23 protein-coding genes are annotated in these 22,487 nt (G+C 58.3%); 4 read left to right on the forward strand and 19 right to left on the reverse strand.

What is annotated here, in order from left to right; all coding sequences use genetic code 11:
* The 12 genes from QXG22_04155 to QXG22_04210 are packed head-to-tail and all read right to left on the reverse strand — an operon-like array spanning window position 1 to window position 10,931.
* Window positions 1–999 carry a polyprenyl synthetase family protein gene (locus QXG22_04155; protein ID MEM0359184.1) on the reverse strand — a complete coding sequence of 333 codons (999 nt, stop codon included), beginning with the start codon at window positions 997–999 and terminating at the stop codon, window positions 1–3.
* On the reverse strand, window positions 996–2,309 hold the full coding sequence (locus QXG22_04160; GenBank protein MEM0359185.1) for an MBL fold metallo-hydrolase: 1,314 nt from the start codon (window positions 2,307–2,309) through the stop codon (window positions 996–998). The genes QXG22_04155 and QXG22_04160 overlap by 4 nt, the downstream gene beginning before the upstream one ends.
* Window positions 2,302–3,381, reverse strand: a complete 1,080-nt coding sequence (gene fni, locus QXG22_04165; GenBank protein ID MEM0359186.1) for a type 2 isopentenyl-diphosphate Delta-isomerase — start codon at window positions 3,379–3,381, stop codon at window positions 2,302–2,304. Before fni ends, QXG22_04160 begins: the two co-directional genes overlap by 8 nt.
* The gene (locus tag QXG22_04170) at window positions 3,378–4,145 is read right to left on the reverse strand and encodes an isopentenyl phosphate kinase (protein MEM0359187.1); all 768 of its coding nucleotides are present in this window, start codon (window positions 4,143–4,145) and stop codon (window positions 3,378–3,380) included. The genes fni and QXG22_04170 overlap by 4 nt, the downstream gene beginning before the upstream one ends.
* Before the next feature lie 17 nt (window positions 4,146–4,162).
* Window positions 4,163–5,002: an AmmeMemoRadiSam system protein B gene (gene amrB, locus QXG22_04175; GenBank protein MEM0359188.1), complete on the reverse strand. Its 840-nt coding sequence runs from the start codon at window positions 5,000–5,002 to the stop codon at window positions 4,163–4,165.
* Window positions 4,999–5,634: a 30S ribosomal protein S2 gene (gene rpsB / locus QXG22_04180; GenBank protein ID MEM0359189.1), complete on the reverse strand. Its 636-nt coding sequence runs from the start codon at window positions 5,632–5,634 to the stop codon at window positions 4,999–5,001. Before rpsB ends, amrB begins: the two co-directional genes overlap by 4 nt.
* Before the next feature lie 30 nt (window positions 5,635–5,664).
* Window positions 5,665–6,903: an enolase C-terminal domain-like protein gene (locus QXG22_04185; protein MEM0359190.1), complete on the reverse strand. Its 1,239-nt coding sequence runs from the start codon at window positions 6,901–6,903 to the stop codon at window positions 5,665–5,667.
* Window positions 6,900–8,300 (reverse strand): DHH family phosphoesterase, encoded by a 1,401-nt coding sequence (locus tag QXG22_04190; protein ID MEM0359191.1) that lies wholly within the window; start codon window positions 8,298–8,300, stop codon window positions 6,900–6,902. Before QXG22_04190 ends, QXG22_04185 begins: the two co-directional genes overlap by 4 nt.
* 9 nt (window positions 8,301–8,309) lie before the next feature.
* On the reverse strand, window positions 8,310–8,684 hold the full coding sequence (locus tag QXG22_04195; GenBank protein MEM0359192.1) for a 30S ribosomal protein S15: 375 nt from the start codon (window positions 8,682–8,684) through the stop codon (window positions 8,310–8,312).
* Window positions 8,685–8,695: 11 nt separating this feature from the next.
* Window positions 8,696–9,262 (reverse strand): XTP/dITP diphosphatase, encoded by a 567-nt coding sequence (locus tag QXG22_04200; GenBank protein MEM0359193.1) that lies wholly within the window; start codon window positions 9,260–9,262, stop codon window positions 8,696–8,698.
* Window positions 9,234–9,911 (reverse strand): KEOPS complex kinase/ATPase Bud32, encoded by a 678-nt coding sequence (locus QXG22_04205; GenBank protein ID MEM0359194.1) that lies wholly within the window; start codon window positions 9,909–9,911, stop codon window positions 9,234–9,236. Before QXG22_04205 ends, QXG22_04200 begins: the two co-directional genes overlap by 29 nt.
* Before the next feature lie 36 nt (window positions 9,912–9,947).
* Window positions 9,948–10,931, reverse strand: coding sequence for a bifunctional N(6)-L-threonylcarbamoyladenine synthase/serine/threonine protein kinase (locus tag QXG22_04210; GenBank protein ID MEM0359195.1), 984 nt, complete (start codon window positions 10,929–10,931; stop codon window positions 9,948–9,950).
* A 52-nt stretch (window positions 10,932–10,983) separates the two neighbouring features.
* On the opposite strand from QXG22_04210, the gene QXG22_04215 reads away from it, so the two are divergent.
* Genes QXG22_04215 through rpe form a run of 3 tightly spaced genes read left to right on the forward strand, consistent with a single transcriptional unit; the run spans window position 10,984 to window position 13,465 of the window.
* Window positions 10,984–11,835 carry a transketolase gene (locus tag QXG22_04215; GenBank protein MEM0359196.1) on the forward strand — a complete coding sequence of 284 codons (852 nt, stop codon included), beginning with the start codon at window positions 10,984–10,986 and terminating at the stop codon, window positions 11,833–11,835.
* Entirely contained in the window at window positions 11,832–12,794 is a 963-nt protein-coding gene (locus tag QXG22_04220; protein ID MEM0359197.1) for a transketolase family protein, read from the forward strand. Before QXG22_04215 ends, QXG22_04220 begins: the two co-directional genes overlap by 4 nt.
* On the forward strand, window positions 12,791–13,465 hold the full coding sequence (rpe, locus tag QXG22_04225) for a ribulose-phosphate 3-epimerase (protein ID MEM0359198.1): 675 nt from the start codon (window positions 12,791–12,793) through the stop codon (window positions 13,463–13,465). Before QXG22_04220 ends, rpe begins: the two co-directional genes overlap by 4 nt.
* Here rpe and QXG22_04230 read toward each other — a convergent pair.
* The 4 genes from QXG22_04230 to QXG22_04245 are packed head-to-tail and all read right to left on the reverse strand — an operon-like array spanning window position 13,428 to window position 18,785.
* The gene (locus QXG22_04230; protein ID MEM0359199.1) at window positions 13,428–13,646 is read right to left on the reverse strand and encodes a DUF6485 family protein; all 219 of its coding nucleotides are present in this window, start codon (window positions 13,644–13,646) and stop codon (window positions 13,428–13,430) included. The two genes, rpe and QXG22_04230, sit on opposite strands and share 38 nt — an antisense overlap.
* A 30-nt stretch (window positions 13,647–13,676) precedes the next feature.
* Window positions 13,677–14,882: a translation initiation factor IF-2 subunit gamma gene (locus QXG22_04235; protein MEM0359200.1), complete on the reverse strand. Its 1,206-nt coding sequence runs from the start codon at window positions 14,880–14,882 to the stop codon at window positions 13,677–13,679.
* A 40-nt stretch (window positions 14,883–14,922) separates the two neighbouring features.
* Complete coding sequence (locus QXG22_04240; GenBank protein ID MEM0359201.1) at window positions 14,923–16,695, reverse strand: hypothetical protein; 1,773 nt, start codon at window positions 16,693–16,695, stop codon at window positions 14,923–14,925.
* Window positions 16,674–18,785 (reverse strand): ATPase, T2SS/T4P/T4SS family, encoded by a 2,112-nt coding sequence (locus QXG22_04245; protein MEM0359202.1) that lies wholly within the window; start codon window positions 18,783–18,785, stop codon window positions 16,674–16,676. Before QXG22_04245 ends, QXG22_04240 begins: the two co-directional genes overlap by 22 nt.
* A gap of 75 nt (window positions 18,786–18,860) precedes the next feature.
* Here QXG22_04245 and QXG22_04250 point away from each other — a divergent pair, with 75 nt between their 5' ends.
* On the forward strand, window positions 18,861–19,826 hold the full coding sequence (locus QXG22_04250; protein ID MEM0359203.1) for a hypothetical protein: 966 nt from the start codon (window positions 18,861–18,863) through the stop codon (window positions 19,824–19,826).
* Here QXG22_04250 and QXG22_04255 read toward each other — a convergent pair.
* The 3 genes from QXG22_04255 to moaC all read right to left on the reverse strand — a co-directional run bounded on the left by QXG22_04255 (window position 19,823) and on the right by moaC (window position 22,448).
* Window positions 19,823–21,037 carry a molybdopterin molybdotransferase MoeA gene (locus tag QXG22_04255; GenBank protein ID MEM0359204.1) on the reverse strand — a complete coding sequence of 405 codons (1,215 nt, stop codon included), beginning with the start codon at window positions 21,035–21,037 and terminating at the stop codon, window positions 19,823–19,825. The genes QXG22_04250 and QXG22_04255 overlap by 4 nt on opposite strands.
* Window positions 21,024–21,539, reverse strand: a complete 516-nt coding sequence (locus tag QXG22_04260) for a MogA/MoaB family molybdenum cofactor biosynthesis protein (protein ID MEM0359205.1) — start codon at window positions 21,537–21,539, stop codon at window positions 21,024–21,026. The genes QXG22_04255 and QXG22_04260 overlap by 14 nt, the downstream gene beginning before the upstream one ends.
* A 471-nt stretch (window positions 21,540–22,010) precedes the next feature.
* Window positions 22,011–22,448, reverse strand: a complete 438-nt coding sequence (gene moaC / locus QXG22_04265; GenBank protein MEM0359206.1) for a cyclic pyranopterin monophosphate synthase MoaC — start codon at window positions 22,446–22,448, stop codon at window positions 22,011–22,013.
* Window positions 22,449–22,487: the final 39 nt, after the last annotated feature.

Genomic DNA, 22,487 nt, shown 5'->3' on the forward strand with positions numbered 1-22,487 from the left:
CTACACTCTGCGCTCGATTACGAACTCCGTTAGCTCTTCTAAAAAGGTAAGAGCTTCCGATTCCCTGAAGCCACGCAGGAGCTTCCTAGCCTTCTCTGAAAACTCCAGTGCTCTCTTCCTCGTCCTTTCGAGGACTCCCCTTTCCTCCAGGAGGGAGATTACCTCTTTCACTTCTTCCTTCGTGGCGGAGGGATTTCCCAGAGTTCTCAGCAATTTCTTCCTCTCCTTACCCTTGAGTATCTCCAGGGCGAAGGAAATCACGAGGGTGCGCTTGCCCTCCACCAGGTCAGACCCCACGGGTTTACCCAGCTTATCCTCTTCACCCACCAGACCGAGGATGTCGTCCTGTATTTGGAAGGCTATCCCCAAGTTTTCCCCATACTCTCCCAGCCTTTTTACCTGCAAGGGGGTACCTCCTCCCAAAAGGGCACCCGAGGCTGCAGAAGCCCGCATGAGGGCACCCGTTTTCAGGGCAACCATTTCAAGATATTCTTCTTCCCTGAGGGTGGGGCGCTGGGAGAAGAGCATGTCCATTGCCTGTCCCCTACTCAGTTCGAAGCTGGCCCTGCTCACCATTTGAAAGAGGTCGGCGGCCTTCCTTCCTTCCAATCCCATCCTTCTCGCGTTCAGGGAGAGGGCCTCGAAGACTTTGGCGAAGAGGGCATCCCCGGCGAGGATGGCCATGGGCTCCCCCCATATCCTGTGGACGGTCTTCACCCCCCTGCGGAAGTCTGAATGGTCCATGATGTCATCGTGGATGAGGGAGAAGGTATGGAGGAGCTCGAAGGCTGCCGCGGCCTCGAGAACCTCCTCTGCCCTTCCACCCACCACCTCACAGCAGGCTAGGGTGAGGCAGGGACGGAGCCTCTTTCCGCCTGCCCTTATCAGGTGTTTGGAGGCTTGGGTGAGGGGGAGGGGCTTGGTCCCAGCCGGGAGAAGCTTGTTCAGGGTCCTTTCCACCGCTGGAGTCCATTTGTTTATGTATTCCAGTACGTTCATTCTGCCAACCTCAGGGGACGTCCATTTTCTAGGAAGTGCAGACGGTCCTCTCCATACCCGAGTTCCCTTCCCAACTTCATCATGGCCTCGAGTTTCTCTGGGGTACCATGACAGGGGAGGAGGTGTTTGGGGGAAAGGGCACGAACGAATTCTGCCGTGTCCACGCGCGCCGCATGTCCTGAAACATGTACGTCCCTGTGGATTTTGACCCCGTAGACCATGAGTTTGGTCTCCAAGATGCTCCTGTTGTTCTGATTGATGGGATTGGGAATGACACTGGCGGAAAAAATGACGTGGTCCCCTTCCTGCAGGCGGAAAGGCAATCTCCCGTCCGCGATCTTGCTGAGTACGGAAGTGGGTTCTCCCTGATGACCCGTGCAGATCAAAACGTAATCTCCCCTGGAACCATTGGCCTTTTTGAGGAACTTCTTGATGGAGGAAGGAGTACCATAAACCTGGAGATCGGGGGGGAGATGGGCTAGGTTCAGTTCCATGGCAACGGAGAAGTAGTTCCTCATGGATCTTCCCACCAGGACGGGTATCCTTCCCAATCCCTCGGAAATCTCCACGATGGATTTTATCCTTGCCAGATGGGAGGAAAAGGTGGTGACCAGAAGGGCCCTCCCTTCCCTGTTGGCCCTTTCCATGGTTTCTTCCAGCATTTCCCTCGCCTTCGCCTCACTCCCCGTGGGTCCCGGTTCATCCACCCTCACCGTTCCCACTAGGGCGGCCTCCAATTCCCCCACCCTCTTCTTGAGGCCCTCCAAGTCGGTCGGTGGGCCCAGCAAGGGGTTTTCATCGAGCTTGAAGTCAGTGGCGAAGAGAAGGGAGTGTTCCCCCTCCCTGAGGAGCACGAAGAGGGTTTGGGGAATGCTGTGGTTGGCGTGGAGGAACTCCACTTCCAGATCCCCCATCTCCACCCTTTCCCCCGGTTTTACGGGTACCATTTCCGGTCTCTTCTTTCCCTCCTCCAGCACCAAGCGCCTCACCAGCTCCAACGTGAAGGGACTTCCGTAGATGGGGCAGCGGTAGAAGGGGGCCAGCTTACCTACTGCCCCTATGTGGTCTAGGTGGCCGTGAGTGAGAAGGATGGCCTTCACCTCCTTCTTCCTCAGGGGACGGTCGTCGGGAATGGCGCTGATCTTCACCAGCTCCTCCAAACTCATCTTGGCCAGGTTGGCTTCTTCGAAGGCTTGGATGGCGTCCAACCTTACCCCCATGTCCACCACCACGTATCCGTTCCCGAAGCTCACCGCCGTCATGTTTTTCCCCACTTCACCCAATCCTCCCAGGGGTAGTACCTCAAGCACTCTTCTCCCTCCTCTCGGGCTTCAGTCCCCTGGAGAGAAACCATTCCCTCGTCCTCCCCGTCACCACGAAGGGAACCTTCTTGAGTTCCTTCACCGTCCGGCAACCGGTGAGGAACATGGCGATCCTCAGCTCTTTCAGGAAGTGCTCTATCCATCCCTCAGCCGCCTTCTTCCCCTTGGAGGCTGCCCTCAGGAGGGGCAAGGCCACCCCCACTAGGTCGGCCCCCAAGGCCAGGGCCTTGGCGGCATCGATGCCCGAACGTATCCCTCCACTGGCTATCACCGGTACCTTCACGGTTTTCGCCACCTCCGCCGTACAGACGGAGGTGGGTATCCCCCAATCCCAGAAGCTCTGCCCCAGGGGAGCGGAGGTGGGGTCCCTGAGGGCCTCCACTCCCGCCCAAGAGGTCCCCCCGGCCCCGCTTACATCGATGGCCGCTGCCCCCGCCCTTTCCAGCATCCTTGCCACTTCTCCACTGATTCCCGCCCCCGTTTCCTTGACGATCACGGGCACCCCCACTCCAGCACATATCCTCCGGAGTTTGGCCAGTGCCCCCCTGTAGTCCGGTCTTCCTTCCCTTTGCACCACTTCCTGCAATGGGTTCAGGTGAATGGAGAGGGCATCGGCTCCTATCATCTCCACGGCCCTTCTCGCCTCCTCCACCTCCCGCTCGGAGAATTGCGAAATTCCCAAGTTGGCCACCAGGAAGACCTTTGGAGCCACCTCCCTTACCCTGTAGGTATCGGCCAGTGACTCCTCCTCCAGGGCTGCCCTCTGACTTCCCACCCCGAAGACGAGTCCCTTCTCCTCGGCAATGGAGGCCAGCAGGCGGTTGAGCTTTCCCCCTTCCTCATGTCCCCCGCTCATGGGAAGGATCATGAGGGGGGCCTCCAACCTCCTTCCCAGAAAGACGGTGTTCAACTGTACCTCTTCCGGTGAGAGTTCGGGAAGGGCCCGGTGAATCAGGAAGATGTCTTCGAATCCCGTGGTGTTCCAGATCATCTCCACCTCCTTCCTCAAGCAGATCTCCATGTGGGACTTCTTGCGTTCACTGGTGCTTCCCACGGTCATTCCCCCCTTATCAGGGTTCCAAGGCTGCGGTCCCCTTCCAGGGCCCTTTCCAGCACCCCCCTTTTGGAGGCGTTCACGATTTGAGCTTCTATTCCCCTTTCCGCCAGCTTCAGCAATTCCATGACCTTTCCCAGCATCCCCCCCGTGACATCCCATCCGCTTGGGGTGAAGGAGGCCTTCATCTTCTCCCACTCCCTCGGTGTGATGAGTTTTATGAGTTCGGCTTTGGGGTTCCTTTTGGGGTCGTCGGTGAAGACCCCATCCACATCCACCCCGAAGAGCACCCGTGAAGCCCCCAGTTGGAGGGCCAGCTGAACGGCCAGTCTGTCCCCCGAGAGGATGTTCACTCCCTGCTTCAGGTCTATGACGGCATCACCGTAGAGTACGGGCATGAGGCCCAGTTCCAACATCCTCTTTACGGGTCTCAGCTCCATCACCCTTACCTCTCCCCCCTCCAGCAGACAGCAGGAGGAGGGTGGGATGGGTACCGCGGGGATTCCCTCCTTCACCAACTCCTCCAGCACGCAGAGGTTCAAGCGTTCCATTGCCCTTCTCACTTCCACAAAACCCCTGAGTTGCCCGGGACTTTTCAGTCCACCCGTGAGGTCATAGCGTTTGGCCAGCGGATGGCCGAAGGATCCACCCCCATGGATCAAGATGATCTTTTCCTTCCCCTTCAGTTCCCTAGCCAATCTCCTGATAGCGGATCTCCTGATCGAGAACTCCTTTTCCTTATCGGTGATCACGCTTCCTCCTAGTTTCACCACCACCGGACGGAGATTCAGCCTGTCACGGCGAGAGAGCCGTATCCGACCACCTCCAGCATTGGACCAGCCGTGTCCCCACTTGTGGCGTACTTGAGCAGTTTTCCTTCCTTGGCCCCGAGCTCCAGACAGGCACGGAGCATGGCGGCCACGGGACCGTACCCACACATGGAGATGTCCTCCTCCTCCACCGTGCGCAGGAGTCCCTTCCAATCGAGGGCCACTATCCTCTTCAGAGCCTTTTCATCCTTCTTCCTGGCCCTCTCTTGGGGTTCGTAGTGGGTGAAATCGGTGGAAGCGATGATGACGGCTTTTTTGTTTTTAAGAACCTTTGCCAGGGCCCCTCCCACCTCCTCACTCGTTTTCTCGTCTTGGAACATCATGCAGATGGCGACGAGCTTGAAACTCGAACCGAAAAGGTGCTGGAGGAAGGGGAGCTGGACTTCGATGGAGTGCTCATATCTGTGGGCCAGTTCATCCAAGTCAGCCATCCCGCATTCTTCGGCAAGGGAGCGGGAAAGGGTCCTGTCCACCTCCACTTCTCCCAAGGGAGTCCTCCAGGCCCTGTGGGGGGAGAGGGAGACCCCCGAACCCATTCCCGTATGGTTGGGACCGAGAATCACTACGGTCTCGGGCTGGAAGGAAGCCAAAAAATAATATCCGTGCGCCGCCACCGGTCCCGAATACATGTATCCTGCATGGGGTGAGACCAGTCCTAGGATCTTCCCCTCCTTCTTTTGTGGGGAGGGGAGTTTTCCCGGTCCGTGGGGATGGGTGTAACACCATTCTATTTGGGAGAGAAGGGAATCCCTTTCCCCCTCGTAGAAGGTCCCTGCCACTGCAGGGGAACGTATCACTGGGAGACCTCCTTCACCCTGCTTTCGAAGGCCTCGAGTGGAACGGGGAAGGGGGCATCGGGGGCCAGTTCTCCTCTCTCCCGGAGCACTTGACGGGCCAGGAGCCAGTAGATGAGGGCTAACGCCTTTTTCCCCCTGTTGTTTGTGGGGATAACCAGATCTATGTCAGCTGTTTCGTTGTCGGTGTCGCATAGACCTATTACGGGAATGCCCATCTTGGAAGCTTCGTTGAGGGGTTGGGAATCGGCTATGGGATCGGTGACGAGGAGGAGGGAGAACTCCGAATAACCGGGATAGGAGGGATTGGTGAGCGTGCCCGGGATGAACCTTCCCACCATGGGTTTGGCCCCCACCACCTCGCAGAACTTCAGGACGGGCTGCTGTCCGTATTGTCTGGCGGAAACCACTAGGATTCGCTCGGGTTTTTCCCTGGCCAGCATCTTTGCTGCCACCCTGATTTTGGCATCGGTTTTTCTCACATCCAGGATGTAGATTCGGTCGGGACGGACCTTGTAGATATAGGGCTTCATGGAACCCGTTTTCTGTCTGGTTCCTATGTGGACTCCACAGGCTAGGTAAGTGTCCTGATCCACTAGGAGTTCGCCTCCGGTTTGTTCGATGAACTCGCTCATCTTTCCCCTTTGTGGATTTTGGGTTAAAAGCTATCTTCCGGTGAGCCCTATCTTGGCCAGTTTTCCCCCTATCTCCTCCTGCAAGCGGATGAGCTCGTTGAGCTTGGAAATTCTCTCCCCTCCCACGGCTCCAGTCTTGATGAGAGGACAACCCTTTCCCACCGCCAAGTGGGCGATGGTTTCATCGGTGGTTTCTCCCGACCGGTGGGAGACCACGGGAACCAGCTTCTTTTCCTGCACCAGCTCTATGGCTTCCAAGGTCTCGCTGAGGGTACCTACCTGGTTGGGTTTGATGAGGACGGCATTCATCGCTTTCTTTTCTATACCCTTCTCTATCCTCTCTACGTTGGTGGCGAAGAGGTCGTCCCCGCATACCAGGCACTTCTTTCCCACCTTCCGCAGGAGGGTGGAGAAACCTTGGAAGTCTTCTTCACAGAGGGGATCTTCCAGATAGAGGAGGTCGTAGTTTTCCACCAGTTCGATGGCAAATTCCATCTGTTCTTCCTTCGTCAGCTTTCTCCCCTCCTTGGGATAAACATACCTTTCTTCCTTGGGATCGTAAAGATAGCCCGCTGCCATGTCTACACCCATCCTCATCTTCACCCCCGTCTCCCCTTCCACCTCCTCACAGGCTTCCCTCACCACGTTTAGGGATTCCTCGCTTCCCCAGGGAGAAATCCAAGCCCCCTCGTCGCCTTTTCCACCCACGAACCTTCCCTTTTTCTTCAGGAGCTCCCCTACCTTCCTATGGACCCTTGCGTTGGTGAAGGCGGCTTCCTGAAAACTTCTCGCCCCAACGGGGATCACCAGGAGTTCCTGCAGGTCCAGTCTTCCACCCTCCGCGTGCGCCCCCCCTCCCAACACGTTTCCCAAGGGGAGGGGAAGGGTGGTTTTCTTTCCCAGGAGGAGATGGAGGGAAAGACCCTTGGCCGATGCCTCGGCCTTCGCCACGGCGAAGGAAAGGGCAACCGCCAGGTTCCCCCCTATCCTCGAAAAGTTGTTGGTACCGTCCACCTCTCTGAGGAAGGCGTCAACCTTCCTGAAGTCAAGTTCCATGCCCACTAGCTTGGGAGAGAGCTCCTTCTTCAAGAGGGAAAGGGAGGCATCCACCCCTCCCGATGGGAAAGCCACGGCCTCGTATTTTCCCCTGCTCTTTCCACTTGGGGCGGAACCCCTCCCAACTCCTCCTCCCCCCTTAACCTCCACCTCCACTGTCAGGTCCCCCCTGCTGTCGAGGATTTTTCTTCCCTTTACCTCCTCTATCCTCATGGTTCCTTCCTCCCCGTTTGGATGGGCTGGGGAAGGCAGCGTTCCACTTCCCTTATGAAGTCCTCCACCCTATCCTTCGGAATATAGGCTGCACCGGAAACATCGTGTCCACCGCCCACCCCTCCCACCGCCTTCGCCGCCTCGTTCATCACCCTCCCTATGTTGATCCCCAGGGAGGTTAGATGGAAGGTGGCTCTCCCGGAAACCTTCACCTCCCCCTCATCCGTTTCTGCCAATCCTATGAGGGGTCGATCCCCTTCCACCAGTCTGGATTCCAAGGCGAGGGAGAGCATCTCCCCCATTTCGGAGGAGGGAATTTCCCTCCCCACCTTTACGTATCTAGCTTTTGGCGAAATCGAGAAGTTGGGGAGGTTCCTGGAGAACCAATTCATGTTCTCCAGCATCCTTCGCTGGTATCCCTGGAGCAGGAGCAGGCATTCCTTCTTGGCCTCCTCGTCCCCAAGGTTGGCGGCAAAACCTATTTCCGGTCTCTTGTAGGTGTCGCTCGCATCCAGGGCCACTGCCCATTTCCTGAGGTTGGGAAGGGATCGGTCCTTGAGGTAGTAAACGGCTCCCCAGAGCAACCCCCTCATTTCCTCTCCCAATCTTTCCACCAAGGCCTCACACAACCTCCTCTCCCCTTCCTCCCCCAATTCTTCCAGAGTGGAGGAGAGGGGAAGTCCCAGCTTCTCCGGTATTTCCACCGAAACCCTGGAATTTCCGGAGATCCCTGGAAGGTAGGGACGGATGGAAATCCTCAGACATTCCGGAGTGGGCACGTCCTCCCTGTCCAAGAGTTTCATCCCTTCCTTCCTCTCCACCACTCCCTCCTCCAAAGCCCTGCGGAGGAGGAGGGCGTTGATTCCCGTGAAACCCTCTTGGAGTTCCTGTCTGTCTCCGAGTGCACCCACCAAAGCCAACCAAACCCCCTTTCTCAGTCTCCTCTCCATCTTCTCCACCACACTGTAAACCACGGAGGAGGCGCAGGCTTCCTTAGCCCCGTTCAATCCCATCAGATGGGGATTGAGGCAGATCAGGCGGGAATCCTGTGGGGGTTGTCCTGGATGGTGGTCCAAGATGAGGACCTCGTGTCCCCTGCTCGTTACCGCCCTTTCCAGGGTAGGGATTTCCCTACTCCCCTGATCGAGGAAGACGAAAAACCTCTTCTCTTCACTTTTTCCCAGTTCCACCATTTCTTTGGAGCCATAGGGGCGGGTGAACTTTATCCTGAAGGGAAGGTCGTGCAGGTAGAGGTACATGGCGAAAAGGCTGGAGGCGGAAATTCCGTCAGCATCCGCATGCGTGAAGATATCGATGGGTTTACCCTCCAGTTTTTCCCTGAGAAGGGAAGCAACTTCGCCGGCTTTTTTCTCGAAGGCAGCAATCTCCTCCTTCAAGGGCTCACCTCATCTGACGAGTAAAGCGGCCTTTTCCCTTTCGTATTTCCAATCCTTCGGAAGCTTTCCTATCCTCACGTAGTAACGGGATAGTTTCCTTATCCTCTGTTCCGTGATTTCCAACGAACGACGCGTAACCTTATCCTTTCGGTTTTTCTCCAAGTGTTTCTGCATGCGGAGGGCCCTTCTTATGAGGTTGGCGAGGTCCTCCGGTAGGGGGAACTTTATTCCCCTCTCCTCCAGGATTTGGGTGATGCTCTTACCCGTGGCTTTCTTGACGGAACCTATCCCGTGCAAGTCCCTCAGGATGAGCCCTATCCTGCTGGGGGGATGCCCTTCCTTGGCCAGCTTCACCACGAGTTCCTCTATTTCTCTCCCTTCCATCATCCCACCAGTTATTCCTCCTTATGAAGAAGATACCACCTAAAGAACCCTTCTATGGCCTTTCCCCTATGGGAAAGACGGTTCTTCTCCTCCACGGACATCTCGGCGAAGGTTCTCCCATCCCCCTCGTCGGGAATGAAGATGGGATCGAAGCCGAAACCACCCGTTCCTCTCTCCTCGGTCGAGATCCTCCCCTCTGCCCTTCCCTCGAAGGTGAGGGGCTTCCCATCCCTTCCACAGTATCCCACGCACGAGCGGAAAACCGCTTTTCTGTCCTCCACCCCCTGCATGAGCTTCAACACCCCCCTGTTCCCGATGGTGAGGAAGACGTATTTGGAGTAGGGACCGGGGAAACCCCTAAGGGAAGAGATGAAGAGTCCCGAGTCCTCCACGAAGCAAGGGGCCTTCAGGATCCCGAAGGCCTGTTGTACTCCCACCTTGGCTATATCGGAGAGGTCGTCGGCCTGGATTTCCAGATAGGGAATTCTGCTGTGCTTGATCTCTATTCCGAACTTGGAGGCCAGAGCACTCACTTCCCTAAACTTTCCCTCATTTCCCGTCACGAAGAAGAGTACCACGTTCTTCCCTCCCCACGTATCTTCCCCTTTTGGCTATTTCTTCCGCCCTCTCGAGTATTTCCTTCCCCCCTTTCCCGAACTCCTTGAGATAGGCTGAGCAGATTTCCCTGTAGGCCTCCTCGGCCAGGCCGAAGTGCACGCTCTGGAGGGCCCTCCTGAGCAGGTGGAGGTCAACCCCCCTGGCCTCCAGGGAGGAGGTGTATTCTCCCAGTCCAAAATCCACCAGGTAGAGCTCCCCCTTTTCGGTGAGCAGGAGGTTGGAGGTGGTGAGGTCACCGTGGACCATCCCCCCCTTGTGGAGACGGGCGAGGTATCTCCCTATCTTCCTGTAAATCTCCTTCCTCTTCCCCTCCTCCAGTCCCTCCAGAACCTCCTTCAGCGGCCTTCCCTCCACGTATTCCATCACCACCTTCATGTTTTTCCTGTCGACTTCGTAGACGGGTGGGGTGGGAACGCCTACCCTCTTGGAATCGAAAAGGAGTTTGGCCTCCAACGAAGTCCTGGTTTCGCGGAGGGAAAGGTCCAGTTCCTTCACCCTATAGGGCTTGGGTATCCTGTGCTTCACCACCACCTTTCCCTCCCCGAAGGGATGGAGGATCCGGAAGTCCTCCAAGTGCAGTTCGGCTTCCGCCCCCCTCTTCAGCAGCATGTGAATCTTAAGGAGTGAGTGGTTGCAGTTTTAATCCTACCGTCTCCAGGGAATGTCCACTTCATCCGTCCTCCACCTCTGCCTTATCACGGCTTCTTCCACTCTCTGTTTCACCCCATGCCGGTAGGCGAGAAGGCCCGTCCACCCTATCATCGCTCCGTTGTCGGCGCAAAACTCGGGAGGGGGGACGAAGAGGGAGGCCCCCCTCGCTTCACACATCTTTCCCAGCATTTCCCTGAGTCTGAGGTTCGAGGCCACCCCTCCCGTCAGCAGGACTTCCCTTTTCTCCGTGTGGGCGACTGCTCTTTCCGTCACCTCCACCAGGGCGGCGAAAACGGTTTCCTGGAGGCTAAAGCAGAGGTCCCTCAGGTCCTCCCCTTCCCTGTACTTTCGTAGGGCTTCCGTCAGGGGACCGGAAAAGGAAAGGTCCATTCCCTTGACCACGTAGGGGAGGGGAAGATACCTTTTCCCTTCCCTTGCGAGCCTTTCGACCCCCGCCCCCCCGGCAGGGGAGATCCCCGTCTCCCTCGCGAAGACATCGAGACAGTTGCCGACCGGTATGTCTAGGGTTTCCCCGAATACCCTGTATCTTCCCTCCTCGAAGGCTATCACCTGCGTGTTGCCACCGCTCACGTAGAGGGTAACTGGATCCTCCGCACCCGTGAGCAGCCTCCCTATCTCCACGTGGGCGATGCAGTGGTTCACCCCTACGAGGGGCTTGCCCGTGAGGACGGAAAGGGCCCTGGCGGCCGTGGCCACTACCCTGAGGCAGGGTCCCAGGCCCGGGCCGGCGGAAAAGGCGAAGAGGTCGAGGTCCCTGAGGGTCACACCCGCCCCTTCCAAGGCTTCCCCTATGGCGGCCTTGATTTGGGAGGCATGGGAACGGGCAGCCTCCCTGGGATGGATCCCACCCTTCTCCGGTCTGTAAACCCTAGCCACATGGGAGAGGATCTTCCCCTCGGAACTCACTATCCCTACCCCAAGTGTATGGGCAGTCCCCTCCAGACCAAGGCAGAGCATCCCTTTTCCTCGGAAGGATGAGGGATTAATATCGTCCCTTCCGATTCAATCGATGGTGATTTTCGACAGAAAGGCAGAACCCCACACCCCCTCCCTCCTCCGCGAATTGGCCGAGAAGGCCAGGATCATCCGGAGGGATTCCCTGATCATGACCACGGAGGCCGGTTCCGGTCATCCGGGTGGTTCCCTTTCCTGTGCCGACATCCTTTCCGTCCTCTACTTCCACCATCTCCGCTACGATCCTTCGAATCCAAGGTGGGAGGGAAGGGACAGGTTCATCCTCTCCAAGGGCCATGCCTGTCCTGCCCTTTATTCAGCCCTTTCCTTGGCGGGTTTTTTTCCCAGGGAATGGTTGCGCACCCTCCGGAAGTTCGGAAGTCCCTTACAGGGTCATCCGGACTCCACCTCTACCCCCGGTGTGGAAGCCTCGACGGGTTCGCTGGGTCAGGGTCTTTCGATAGGATGTGGCATGGCCCTGGCCGCAAGACTGGACGGGAGGGATTACAGGGTTTACGTTTTGATGGGAGATGGGGAGATGGACGAGGGACAGGTCTGGGAAGCAGCCATGTTCGCCGCCCACCAGCGTCTGGACAACCTGGTGGGGATAGTGGACAGGAACAGGATTCAGCTGGACGGTTTCACGGAGGAAATAGTGGGGCTGGAACCCTTAGCGGAGAAGTGGAGGTCCTTCGGGTGGAACGTGCTCGAGGTCGACGGACACGACCTCCTCCAAGTGGCGGAGGCTTTGGATGAGGCTGAGAGGATAAAGGGAAAACCCACGCTGATCCTCGCGAGGACGGTGAAGGGGAAGGGGGTTTCCTTCATGGAGAATCAGGTGAAGTACCACGGTACTCCCCTCACGAGGGAAGAACTGGAAAGGGCTCTCAAGGAGCTGGAAGGATGAGGCCTTCAGCCTCCATGAGGGAGACCTACGGAAGGACGCTGGCGGAACTCGGTGAGGAACATCCTGAAATCGTGGTGCTGGACGCCGACCTTTCCACCTCCACCCACACCTCCCTCTTCGCCAGGAAGTTCCCCGAGAGGTTCTTCAACGTGGGTGTGGCCGAGGCAAACCTCATGGGCGTGGCAGCGGGCCTGGCCTCCTGCGGGAAGCTTCCCTTCGTGAGTACCTTCTCGGTTTTCGCCACGGAGAAGGGCCTGAGCCAGTTCAAGCAGTCCATTGCCTATCCCAACCTCAACGTGAAGGTGGTGGTTACCCACGGGGGGCTCTCGGTGGGGGAGGACGGGGCCTCCCACTTCTGCCTGTGGGATTTAGCGGTCATGCGCTCCCTCCCCCGCACCACGGTGATCGTGCCAGCCGATGCGGTGGAGACGGAGGAAGCGGTGAGGGCCCTCGTGGACCACAGGGGTCCCGCCTTCCTCAGGCTACCGAGGGCCAAGACGGGACTGGTATATGGGGAAGGATACACTTACAGGGGGGAGAAGCTGGAGTTCAGGATAGGGGAAAGCGTGGTTTTGGAAGAGGGGGAGGATGCAACCGTTTTGGCCATAGGTCCTCTGGTGGTGGAGGCGCTGGAGGCCTCCGAAGCCCTCAGGAAGGAGGGGTTGAGGGTGGGTGTGATAGATGTCCATACCCTCAAACCCCTGGATGAAAGGACCATCCTGAGGGAGGCTTCGAGGACGGGTTGCCTCGTGACGGCCGAGGACCACAGCATCATAGGGGGATTGGGTGGGGCGGTGGCGGAGTTGCTGGCAGAGAGAAGGCCCACCCCCATGAAGAGGGTGGGTGTGAGGGATGAGTTCGGAAAATCCGGTCCCTGGAGGGAGCTCTACGAGGCCTATGGTCTCACCTCCCGTCACATCCAGCAGGCGGTGAGGGAGGTGAGGGAGATGGTGAGATGAAGGTCAAGATCGCCCCCTCCCTCCTCTCAGCCGATTTCAGCAGGTTGGAGGAGGAGATAAGGGAGGTGGAGAAGGGTGGGGCGGACCTCCTCCACTGGGACGTGATGGATGGACATTTCGTCCCAAACCTGACGATAGGTCCCTCGGTGATCCGTTGTCTGAGGGACAAGACCTCCCTCCCCTTCAACGTCCATCTGATGATAGAAACCCCGGAGAAGTACCTGAAGAGGTTCGTGGAAGCGGGGGGGGATATCATAACGGTGCACGTTGAGACCTGTTCCGACCTCCCCCGCCTGCTTTCCTCCCTGAGGAGGATGGGGGTGAAGGTGGGGGTGGCCCTGAACCCGGAGACTCCCCTCTCCTCGGTCGAGGGCGTGGTGGAGGAGCTGGACCTCCTCCTGGTGATGACCGTCCATCCTGGTTTCGGGAACCAGAGGTTCCTGAAGGGCACCCTCCCAAAGCTGAGGAGGGCGGGGAAGATGGTGAGGGAGAAGGGCCTGGCCCTGGACCTGGGTGTGGATGGTGGGATTTCGGTGGAGACGGTTCCTTGGGTGGTGGGGGCGGGGGCCAACCTCCTGGTGGCTGGAACGGCCATCTACGGGCAGAGGGACAGGGTCCTCGCCATCCGGAGGCTCAGGGAAGCCGCTTGTAGCATTCTAGGAAGCGCCTGAGGGAGCGGTCATAGGTCCTCTCCACTTCGGGGGGAAAGAAACATCCCGGAAGTTCCTTCCTCTTCCAGTGATATCTCAAACATTCGCAGCAGATTCCCTTCCTCGAACAAGGTTCATAGGTACAGGTGCAGTTCTTCAGGTTCTCGGCCACTGAGCAGATCCTTTCCTTTTTTCCTGCCATCTTTTCCCTACCGAGGGAGGGGAATAAAGGTTATAGGGGAAGGATACCGTATCCTATAAGCCTCCACCTTCCCCCCACCCTCCTGCTCAGGGCTACCCTGGCACCGGGCGAGGCACAGACCAAACGGGTGAGCTTCAGTTCCACCCTTTCCCCTTTCATCCTCATCACCGTGCCCACGGTGGTGGCCGTCCCTACGTTTACGACCAGTTGCTCTCCTTGGGTAAGGGGTTTCACTTCCAGCTCCTCGGGAAGACCCACCACCCTCTCCATCAGGTGGACTTCGAGCTCCAGGGAGGAGAGGACGGGGGGCATCGATCCTTCCACCCCCACCACACATCCCACCAGCCTGTCGGCCTTCGTGAGGGAGGGATCCAACAGGGTGGAGATGCCTATCAGTCCTCCGGGCACGGCTTCCTCCAGCTTTTCCTTCCCAGCCTGGATGGAAGCCACTTTACTCCTCAGCGGAAGGCAGCTTCCCCCCTCTTGGATGCCCGGCCTGATCTCTATCTCATCCCCCACCTTCAGTCTCCCCTGTGAGAGCATCCCGCCTACCACCCCACCCACGAGCTCCTCCGGCCTCGTTCCGGGCTTGTTGGTGTCGAAGGATCTGGCCACGTACATCAAAGGAGGCTTGGAAAGGTCCCTCGTGGGGGTCGGAATGTTTTTCTCTATTTCCTCTATCAACACGTCCAGGTTTACCTTGTGGATGGCGGAAATGGGAACGACGGGTGCCTCCGAGGCAAAGGTCCCGGAGAGGAAGCGCCTGATCTGCTGGTAATGCTCCAGTATCTTCTCCTTGGGCACGAGCTCGATCTTGTTCTGGGCCACCACTACCCTGTGCACGCCCGCTATGTCCAGGGCGGCCAGATGTTCCTTGGTCTGGGGCTGGGGGCAGGGTTCGTTGGCCGCTATCACGAGCACGGCTCCATCCATGATGGCGGCCCCGCACAGGGTGGTGGCCATGAGGGCTTCGTGTCCGGGGGCGTCCACGAAGGAGACCTTTCGGGAGAGTTCCGTCTCCCCACCGCAGTACGGGCACTTCTCCTTGGTACCGTATCTCCCGCAGGAGAGACATTTCCTGAAGGAAGTATCGGCGTATCCCAAACGGATGGTGATCCCCCTCTTGATTTCTTCGCTGTGCGTGTCCGTCCAGATTCCGGAGAGGGCCTCCACGAGGGTGGTCTTCCCATGATCCACGTGCCCTACCATCCCTATGTTCACAACCGCTTGGGGCATCTCCTTCCTTCTCCTTTCCCTCTCTTAACTCCATCGAAGCCTAGGGGGACAGGAGGGAGAGGAGGAGGTAGGAAGAGGTGAAGACGAGGGTTGAGAGGAAGACCGTGCGTCTGGCCGTGAGGAGAAACTCCACTTCTTCCCCTCCCGTCTTCAGGAGGGAGAGGTACCAGGCCAGCAGGAGGGAGAGGAAAAAAGAGGTAAAGCTGAGGAGCATTTTCAAGAGCATCAGCTCCCCCGTCCCCACCGCTCCGGGTAAGAAGGGGAAGGAGGTGAAACCGGCTTCCGTAGCCCTTTCCCTAACGAGCGCGGAAACCCCTGAGAGGAGACCCAGGGACCAGACGGACATCGCACACACGAGGGGAATGAGGAGGGTCGCCATCAGATTGAGGTTCCCCAGGCTTTCCTCCATCTCCTCCCTGAACTTCCTTTCCACCCTTCTGAGCATTCCCAGGAATTCCCCGGCGAGCATACAGGCCCTTCCAGCCGCCTGCTCGGAAGTTTTCCTCACTTCCACGATGATCTTCAGGAAGGAACGGACGAGGGGATTCCTGATTTTTTCCCCCTGCTTTCCCTTCCCGAAGAGGGTCTCTCCTATTCCCATCCCCAGCCTTTCCTGAGTCCTCACCACCTCCTTGAGTTGTTCCGAGAGCCCTGAGCCCTCCATGAGCGAGGCGGTTTCCCTTAGGGCCTCACCCATGGGTTTGCCATCGAGCATGCGGGAGCCCATCGTGACCAGGGCCACTTCCCACTCTTCCAGCTTTTTCCTCTCCTCCTCCCTCTCTTCCACCCTTCCCCCGAGCGAGAGGGTGGTGTGGAGGCAAAGGGCACCCGTGGCTCCCCAGAGCACCCAGAGGGGATCTCCCCTCCCCAGGAGGAAGGGGGAAGAGAGGAGGAAGAAGGGGAGGAGGGGGAGGAGGAAGGTGGTGGGTTTCTTCGGGGAGGGAGGGAGCTCTGGGGGAGGGAGGGTGGGAGGTCTCTTTCCTCCCGTGTAAAGGCAGAAGAGGAGAAAGGAAAGGAGGATCAGGAGGCAGAGGAGGAGGAAGAAGGGAAAGCCCGTTCCCAGTCCCGTCATGCCGAGGAGGGGGGAGAGCCCTATTCCCACCACGAGGAGGAGGGAACCAAGGACCACGAAGGAGGCGGTAAGGGGCACCAGTTTCTCCAGCTCCTTCCTGAGGGTGGCTTCCCTGCTCTCCAGCAGCCTCTCCGGGGCCTTTGAGAGATCCCTGAGTCTCATGGCTTCCTCCCTTTCCCCCGTCGAGCGCAGGATGTCGAAGAGGGCCGTCCTTATCCCCTCGTCTATCCTGCCCCACTTTTCCGCGAGATGGGTGAGGAGCTCCCTCGTGCTTCCGTACTTCCTCCTTTCCACTTCCCTCATTCCCCTCCTGAGGTCCTCCGCCAGTTTCCCCTTACCCTGGGAGGCCTGTAGGACGGCTCCTCTGAGGTCAGGGCGGGAATGGAGGGCGAAGGAGAGGATCAGTAGGGTATGGACCGCTTCTTCCCTCGCCCTGCTCAGTCTCAGCCCCCTCGCATGGAAGGGATGGAAGTAGAAGAGGCAACCGAGGAGGAGGGAACAGGAGAGGGAGAGGAGGGGGAAATACCAGCGGAAGGAGGGGAGGAGAAAAGGAAGGGGGAGGAAGGGGAGGAGAAGGGAGGCTAGGAAGCCCGCCAGGAAATCCCCTGGCTCTACCCCCACCTCCTCCAGGGCCTCGAGCGTGGAGGGACTCAGCCCCTTTCCCTCCATCCTGAACATCCTTCCCCAAAACCTGCAGTAAAGGCGATAGAATCCGGAGCTCATCCCCCTTCCCTCAGCCACCCGAGCCACATCCTGAAGGTTTTCTCCCCCACCCCTTCCCTCCTCACCAGCGAGAAGTACTTCCCATAACACCTGGTAACTCCCTCGAGTTCTAAGAGGGAGGGATCCTCCGAGGAAAGCTCCACCAGCTTGGTCTTCATCAGCGCCTCCCACAGGATCTCCTCCAAGGCCTCTCCCTCCTCCTTTCCCTCCCTCCTGCAAACGGAAGGTACGAGCTCGCTTCCCCCTTCTTCGGGTGGGAGGAAGCGAAGGTGCTTGGTGGCATCTCTCACCTCCTCCAGTCTTGGACGGAAGGAGAGCCTCTTCAGGAGCCTTTCGTTTCCCTCCAGCAGGGAGAGGGGGAAGAGGAAATCCTTCCTCCGATCGTAGGAGAAGAGATCCGAGTACTCGGGCTCCTCCTTCCATTCCCTCCCCACTTCTGAAACCTCCACCACCCTCCTCACGGTTCCCTCCTTTCCCCTGAAGCGTGCGGTTCCCACCACCAAGTCCACGTGCTTGTAAACGGCTGGGGGAAGACCGAGGATGTGGCAAATGAGTTCGTACATTTCCCTCCTGCTCCTCGCGTGGAAGCTGCTCACGACGGGTTGGCTCCCCCTCCTGGCGGCAGCTCCAAGGGCTGCCTTCACGGCCTCTTGAGACCTTACCTCGGCGATGAACCAGTAAGCTGGCCCTCCCCTGAGGAAGGCCTCTATTTGTTTTTCCAGTCCCTCCGGTCTCCCTATCCTCACGTTCTCCACGGAATAGCCGCACCTCGCCAGCTCCTCCACGTGGAGTTCGGGTGTGTCCTGGAAGCAGATCAAATGATGCTCCCTTCCCACCTCGGGCAGGAGGCTTTCCAAGAGACTGGTTTTGGCACTACCTACCTCCCCTATGATGAAGGCCGAGGCGCCACTCCTCACCGCCCAAGAGAGGAAGGAAGAGGCTAGGGGTGTGAGGCTCCTCCTCTGGAGGAAAAGGGGTTGGGTCCAGGTTTTCTCCCTCCTCTTCCTCACTGCCATGCTCACTCCCTTCCAGAGGGCGGGATCCCTCGCCAAAAAAATCCTGAGACCGAGTTCCTCCACTTCCACGTCGAGCTGGGGTCTCACCTCATCGAAGGAGGTGCCCACCCTGGAGGCCAGTCTTTCCGCCAGTGAGAAGAGGAAGGAAGTGGAGCAATGGATGCCCGTCTCACAGAGGTCCCAGCGCTCGTGGATTACCCTCACGGGCTGGAGCTCTGGGGGGGAAGGGAAGAGGAAGTCGGTGAGATGTTCGTCCTTGCTCAGGGCTTCGAGTATCCCGTAGGAGGTCCAGGAGGAGAGGAGGGAGGAAAGCCTCTCGAGTTCCTCCCCTCTGTACTTCCCCCCTCCCTTTTTCAGGAGGACCCTCCTCCATCCCTCCTCCGCGTCCTCCATTTCCGTTTCCTCCAGGAAGGCCTCCTCCAGGAGTTCCATGGTCTCCTCTGGAAGGTGGAATTCGGGAAGGTCGAGCTCGTAAAAGGGGAGGGGGGAATCCTCCCTCTCGTGGATCCTCACCTTTCCCCTTCCCCCCTTGAGGGAGTATTCCTCGAGTACTCTCCCCTTTTCCCTGAAGGGGAGGATGAAGCAGTCGGAGAAGAAGGGACGTGGGATTTCGTAGAAATCCTTCTTCCAGAGGGAGAGGAGGGAGCGGTATTTCCCCTCCAGCTGCTTCAGGAAGAGGGTGAAGCGGGAGGTGCACTCCAGGCATCCTTTGCCCCTTCCCTTGGCTTGGGGGCGGGGGACTTCCAGAGTTCTAAGGAAGAAGGTGAGGGTATCCTCCACCATTTTCCTCCTTTCCCTCAGGCAATCCATGCACCCCTTTCCCCTCCCCAACCCGAGCATCTCGCGTTCCGAGAGGAGGGGACGGAGTGACCTCCATTCTTCGAGGAAAGAAGAAAGGGAGTAAAGGCGATGATAGGAGCGCTTGAGCACCACTCCATCCGCCTTCCTTTCGAGGAGGGGAAGGAACACGCACTCTCTGCAGGAGGGATCGGAGAGGGTGGCCCTTCCCGAACAGGAATGGCATTCCACTTCCGCCAAAAGGAGGGGACCAAAGGGTTCGACCTTCATCCCTTCGGGTCCGGCCTTCCCCATAACTTCTCCCCTTTCTCCAACTCCCTTTTTGTGGGTTTTGAGGAGGTTTTTTAACTGGGAGGTTTTGGGGAGGGGATGGATCTCCCCTTCTATTTCCTCTTTGGGGCCTTGACCGCCCTTTTTCTCTCCGCAGCCTTCCTCTTCCAGTTGACCGCCCAAGCGAGGGAGGCCGTGGATGAACGGGCCTGGGGTCTTTTGGAAGGTTTGGCCCGCACGGCCTTCTCCCTTCTCCCAAACGAGGAGACGGAGGTGGAGCTCCCTCCTTCGCTGGCGGGATGCTCCTACGAGTTCTGGGTGGAGGGGAATTCCCTTCACGTGAGGGTTCTGGATGGGATCAGGAGGGGAAAGGAGTACTCCCTCCAACTGGCGGAGGGGGTGCGGGTGGAAAACTCTTCCTTTGGGGAAAGGATTTACCTGAGGAGGGAGGGGAGGGGTTTGGTCTTCTCCTCCTCACCCCTTTCTCCCCTCTTCCCCTCCCTTCCTTCCCCTCTTCCCCCCTCTTCCCCTCCACCTTTCTATTCCCTCGCCAAGGAGCATCCCAGGGTGGCGGCAGCCCTCCTCCTCTCCTTCTCCCTCTTCGGGGAACCGAGGGGATACGCGCTCGAAGGGGAAAGGGTGTTCGTGAAGTTGGAGGGAGGATGGAGGATGATCTGGGGAGGGGAGAGGGAAGAAGAGGTGGGGGAGGTGAAGAGGGCATGGGTGATCGAGGGGGAGGGAGAGGGGAGCTGGGAAGGGAGCTGGCTGGAAAGTCCCTCCGTGGGCGAGGCGGTGGTGGATGGATGGGTTCTCGACCTTTCCGGGGCCCTTTCTGAGTTCACGGGTAGGACGTGGAAGTGGGAAGGAGGAATCGTCAGGCCCGAGAACCTCCGATGGAAGGCGGCCGTGGTTTCAACGAAGACGGGTTCCTTTCCAGCCTGGCGCTTCGAGTTCAGCTCGGGGGGTGAATCCTTCCTGGTTTATTACAGGATGTTGAGGTGGTGGTTTCAGGAAAACTCATCGGGCTTTTTCATGCAGAGCAGACCCAACCTCGAGCCCATCTAGAAGTCCCAGAGCTCCACTTCCACCCTTTCCCCCCTTTCCACCACCTCTACGTCTTCCGGGATGAGGAAGAAACCATCCGAGCCTGTAAGGGAGCTGAGGATCCCGGCCCCCGTCACCCTGAGGGGCTCGGCCCATAGACCCCTCTCCTCCTTCAGCTTCACCCTTACCACATCCACTCTCCCCAGAGAGGAGGCCACCCTCCTGCTCACCCTCGCCTCCACCTTTCTGAGCCCCCTTTCCGGAGGAAGCCCCTGGAGGAAACGGAGGAAGGGTCTTACCAAGAAGGTGTAGGAGAGGAGGCAGGCGGCTGGAAAACCTGGGAGGCAAAAGATGGGCTTTCCACCTATCCTCCCGAAGGCCGTGGGTCCTCCCGGCCTCAGGTTTATTCCGTGAAAGAGGAGTTCTCCCTTTTCCCTTACCAGCTCGGGCACCAGATCTTCCTTGCCCACCGAGGTTCCACCTGAAACGAGCATCACCTCCGCCCTTTTCGTTCCTTCCTCGAGCTTCCTACCGAGTTCTTTTTTCTCGTCCGGACATCTCCCGAGGAGGATGGGAAGGGCCCCGCATGAGCGCACGGCGCAGGCCAGCGAGTAGGAGTTGATGTCGGGGATTTCTCCCCTCCCCAGCTTTTGCCCCGGTTCCCTGAGCTCCGAACCCGTGGAAAGGATGGAGACCCTAGGCCTCCTGAAAACCCTCACCCTCCTGAAACCCAGGCAGGCGAGCATTCCCACCTCCTGGGGTCCCAGCCTTCTCCCCTTCTCCAGCACCCTTTCCCCCTTCCTCACGTCCTCCCCCCTGGTCGAAACGTTCTTTCCCGGGGTGACGGGGAGGAGGATCTCCACCTCCTTTCCCCTCCTCCTCGTGTGCTCCACCATCACCACGGCGTTCGCACCGGGAGGAAGGGGCCTACCCGTCATGATCTCCACGGCTTTTCCAGGCCCCACCCTTCCCTTCACCACTTCGAGCGTGCGCGGAGAGGTTTCGCTGGCGTTGAAGGTATCCTCTGCCCTCACGGCATATCCGTCCACCGCACTCCTATCGAAGGGGGGGAAGTCGAGGGGAGAGAAAAGATCCTCGAAGAGAACCCTTCCACAGGCTTCCTCTAGGGGGACTTCCTCCGATCCCAAGGTCTTGGAGAGGGAGAGGACGAGCCCTAAGGCTTCCTCCACCCTCACGTATTCCCTAAAGCCCTTCCACCTACTCCCTCGCATGTTTCACGAGGTGACCGAGTTCGGGAAGGAGGAGTTTCATCCCTACCTCCACGGAAGAGGGGGCTCCCGGCAGGCATCCCATGAACTTCCCTTTGGTCACCCCGAAGATGGCCCTGGTGAGGAGGGCAGGAGTGCCCACCATCTCGTATCCCATCGCCCTCAGTCTTTCGGCGAAACCTGGTAGTTCCTTCTCGAGCAGGGGACGTATGGTCTCCACGGTCACATCCCTCTGCGTGATGCCCGTTCCCCCGCACGTGAGGATGACGTCCACGGAGGGATCCTCCAGATGTTTCTTCACGACTCTGAGAATTAGCTCCGGTTCGTCGGGAACGAGGTCCCTCACCACTTCGTGTCCTTCTCTTCTCAGCCTCTCCTCCATGATTTTTCCCGAGAGGTCCTCGTCCCTCCCCTCCAGCCAAGCCCTGTATCTCGAGTCGCTGATGGTGATCACGGCCACCCGGAGTTTCTTCGGTGCCTCCTTCCGGTGCTTCTCAAAACCCATCTTTTTCCTTAATATTCCCTCCTTAAAGCAGGTACCTTCTCTTAAGGGGACGGGGGGCTGTCCTCAGAAGATATCGGGCATGCGGACCTGCTCTTAGTTCAAGGGCTGGAGTAACACCTTTGTAGAAGGACTTTGCTGGATTAGTTTCAGAAGCCAAGGGGCGGGGTGAAGGGCCTTCTGTGTAATGGATGTATGTTTCCATTGACACCATCCTTGTAGCCGTTGGAATGCGCGAACGAAAAGTGATGGAGCTCCCCTGCTGGATGAGCTTGTATGTTCACGCTCTTGCTTGTGTTTAGCGGTCATAACTGGATCGGAAAACTTGGGCCACTGGGGAAATCTTCTGAAGGGTAGAAAAGCGAAGAAACCGATGAGCTTCATTGTACTTCCAGTGCCGATGGAGAAGGAATAAGATAGGTTGGTGAGAGAATGGGTTAAGACTGGCAAGACGAGGCTGGCGGAGGTTGAGGCTCAGGAATCCTTGACCTTCTCCGTCACCCTTATCTCCGTGATGCGGGTGGTGGGGTACTGACCTTTCTCATCCTTCTCCAGTCCCTTTACCATGTCCCAGACAGTGAGGAGGGCGGCTGTCACTCCCACCAGGGCCTCCATCTCCACCCCCGTTCTCGCTACCGCCCTCACCTCCACGCTGGCCTTCACCCCTTTCTCGAAGGGCACCACCCTTGCTTCTATGTGGGTGAGGGGGAGAGGATGGCAGTGCGGAAGGAGCTCGGAGGTTTTTTTGACGGCGAGGAGGGCGGCGAACTCCGCCGCGGCCAGCGGATCCCCTTTCTCCACCCTCCTCTCTACGATGGCCTTCACGGTTTCAGGCTTGAGAAGGATCTCTCCTTCGGCCTTGGCGGTCCTCATTACCTCCCTTTTTCCACTCACGTCCACCGTTTTGGTCATCCTTTCTCCTTATCCTAGTCTTCTTTGCTTTAATCTTTG

The organism is Candidatus Hadarchaeales archaeon (genome assembly GCA_038736355.1).
Taxonomy (GTDB): Archaea; Hadarchaeota; Hadarchaeia; order Hadarchaeales; family WYZ-LMO6; genus WYZ-LMO6.

Bases quoted from the DNA above. Each gene is read 5' to 3' on its own strand.
- QXG22_04185 (MEM0359190.1), bottom strand. From the start codon at position 6,903: ATGAGGATAGAGGAGGTAAAGGGAAGAAAAATCCTCGACAGCAGGGGG.
- QXG22_04255 (MEM0359204.1), bottom strand. From the start codon at position 21,037: ATGCGAGGGAGTAGGTGGAAGGGCTTTAGGGAATACGTGAGGGTGGAG.
- QXG22_04210 (MEM0359195.1), bottom strand. From the start codon at position 10,931: ATGCTCTGCCTTGGTCTGGAGGGGACTGCCCATACACTTGGGGTAGGG.
- QXG22_04235 (MEM0359200.1), bottom strand. From the start codon at position 14,882: ATGCCCCAAGCGGTTGTGAACATAGGGATGGTAGGGCACGTGGATCAT.
- QXG22_04230 (MEM0359199.1), bottom strand. From the start codon at position 13,646: ATGGCAGGAAAAAAGGAAAGGATCTGCTCAGTGGCCGAGAACCTGAAG.
- QXG22_04245 (MEM0359202.1), bottom strand. From the start codon at position 18,785: ATGGGGAAGGCCGGACCCGAAGGGATGAAGGTCGAACCCTTTGGTCCC.
- rpe (MEM0359198.1), top strand. From the start codon at position 12,791: ATGAAGGTCAAGATCGCCCCCTCCCTCCTCTCAGCCGATTTCAGCAGG.
- QXG22_04195 (MEM0359192.1), bottom strand. From the start codon at position 8,684: ATGGAAGGGAGAGAAATAGAGGAACTCGTGGTGAAGCTGGCCAAGGAA.
- QXG22_04205 (MEM0359194.1), bottom strand. From the start codon at position 9,911: ATGCTGCTGAAGAGGGGGGCGGAAGCCGAACTGCACTTGGAGGACTTC.
- rpsB (MEM0359189.1), bottom strand. From the start codon at position 5,634: ATGAGCGAGTTCATCGAACAAACCGGAGGCGAACTCCTAGTGGATCAG.
- QXG22_04220 (MEM0359197.1), top strand. From the start codon at position 11,832: ATGAGGCCTTCAGCCTCCATGAGGGAGACCTACGGAAGGACGCTGGCG.
- fni (MEM0359186.1), bottom strand. From the start codon at position 3,381: ATGACCGTGGGAAGCACCAGTGAACGCAAGAAGTCCCACATGGAGATC.
- QXG22_04215 (MEM0359196.1), top strand. From the start codon at position 10,984: ATGGTGATTTTCGACAGAAAGGCAGAACCCCACACCCCCTCCCTCCTC.
- moaC (MEM0359206.1), bottom strand. From the start codon at position 22,448: ATGACCAAAACGGTGGACGTGAGTGGAAAAAGGGAGGTAATGAGGACC.
- QXG22_04155 (MEM0359184.1), bottom strand. From the start codon at position 999: ATGAACGTACTGGAATACATAAACAAATGGACTCCAGCGGTGGAAAGG.
- QXG22_04250 (MEM0359203.1), top strand. From the start codon at position 18,861: ATGGATCTCCCCTTCTATTTCCTCTTTGGGGCCTTGACCGCCCTTTTT.
- QXG22_04260 (MEM0359205.1), bottom strand. From the start codon at position 21,539: ATGGGTTTTGAGAAGCACCGGAAGGAGGCACCGAAGAAACTCCGGGTG.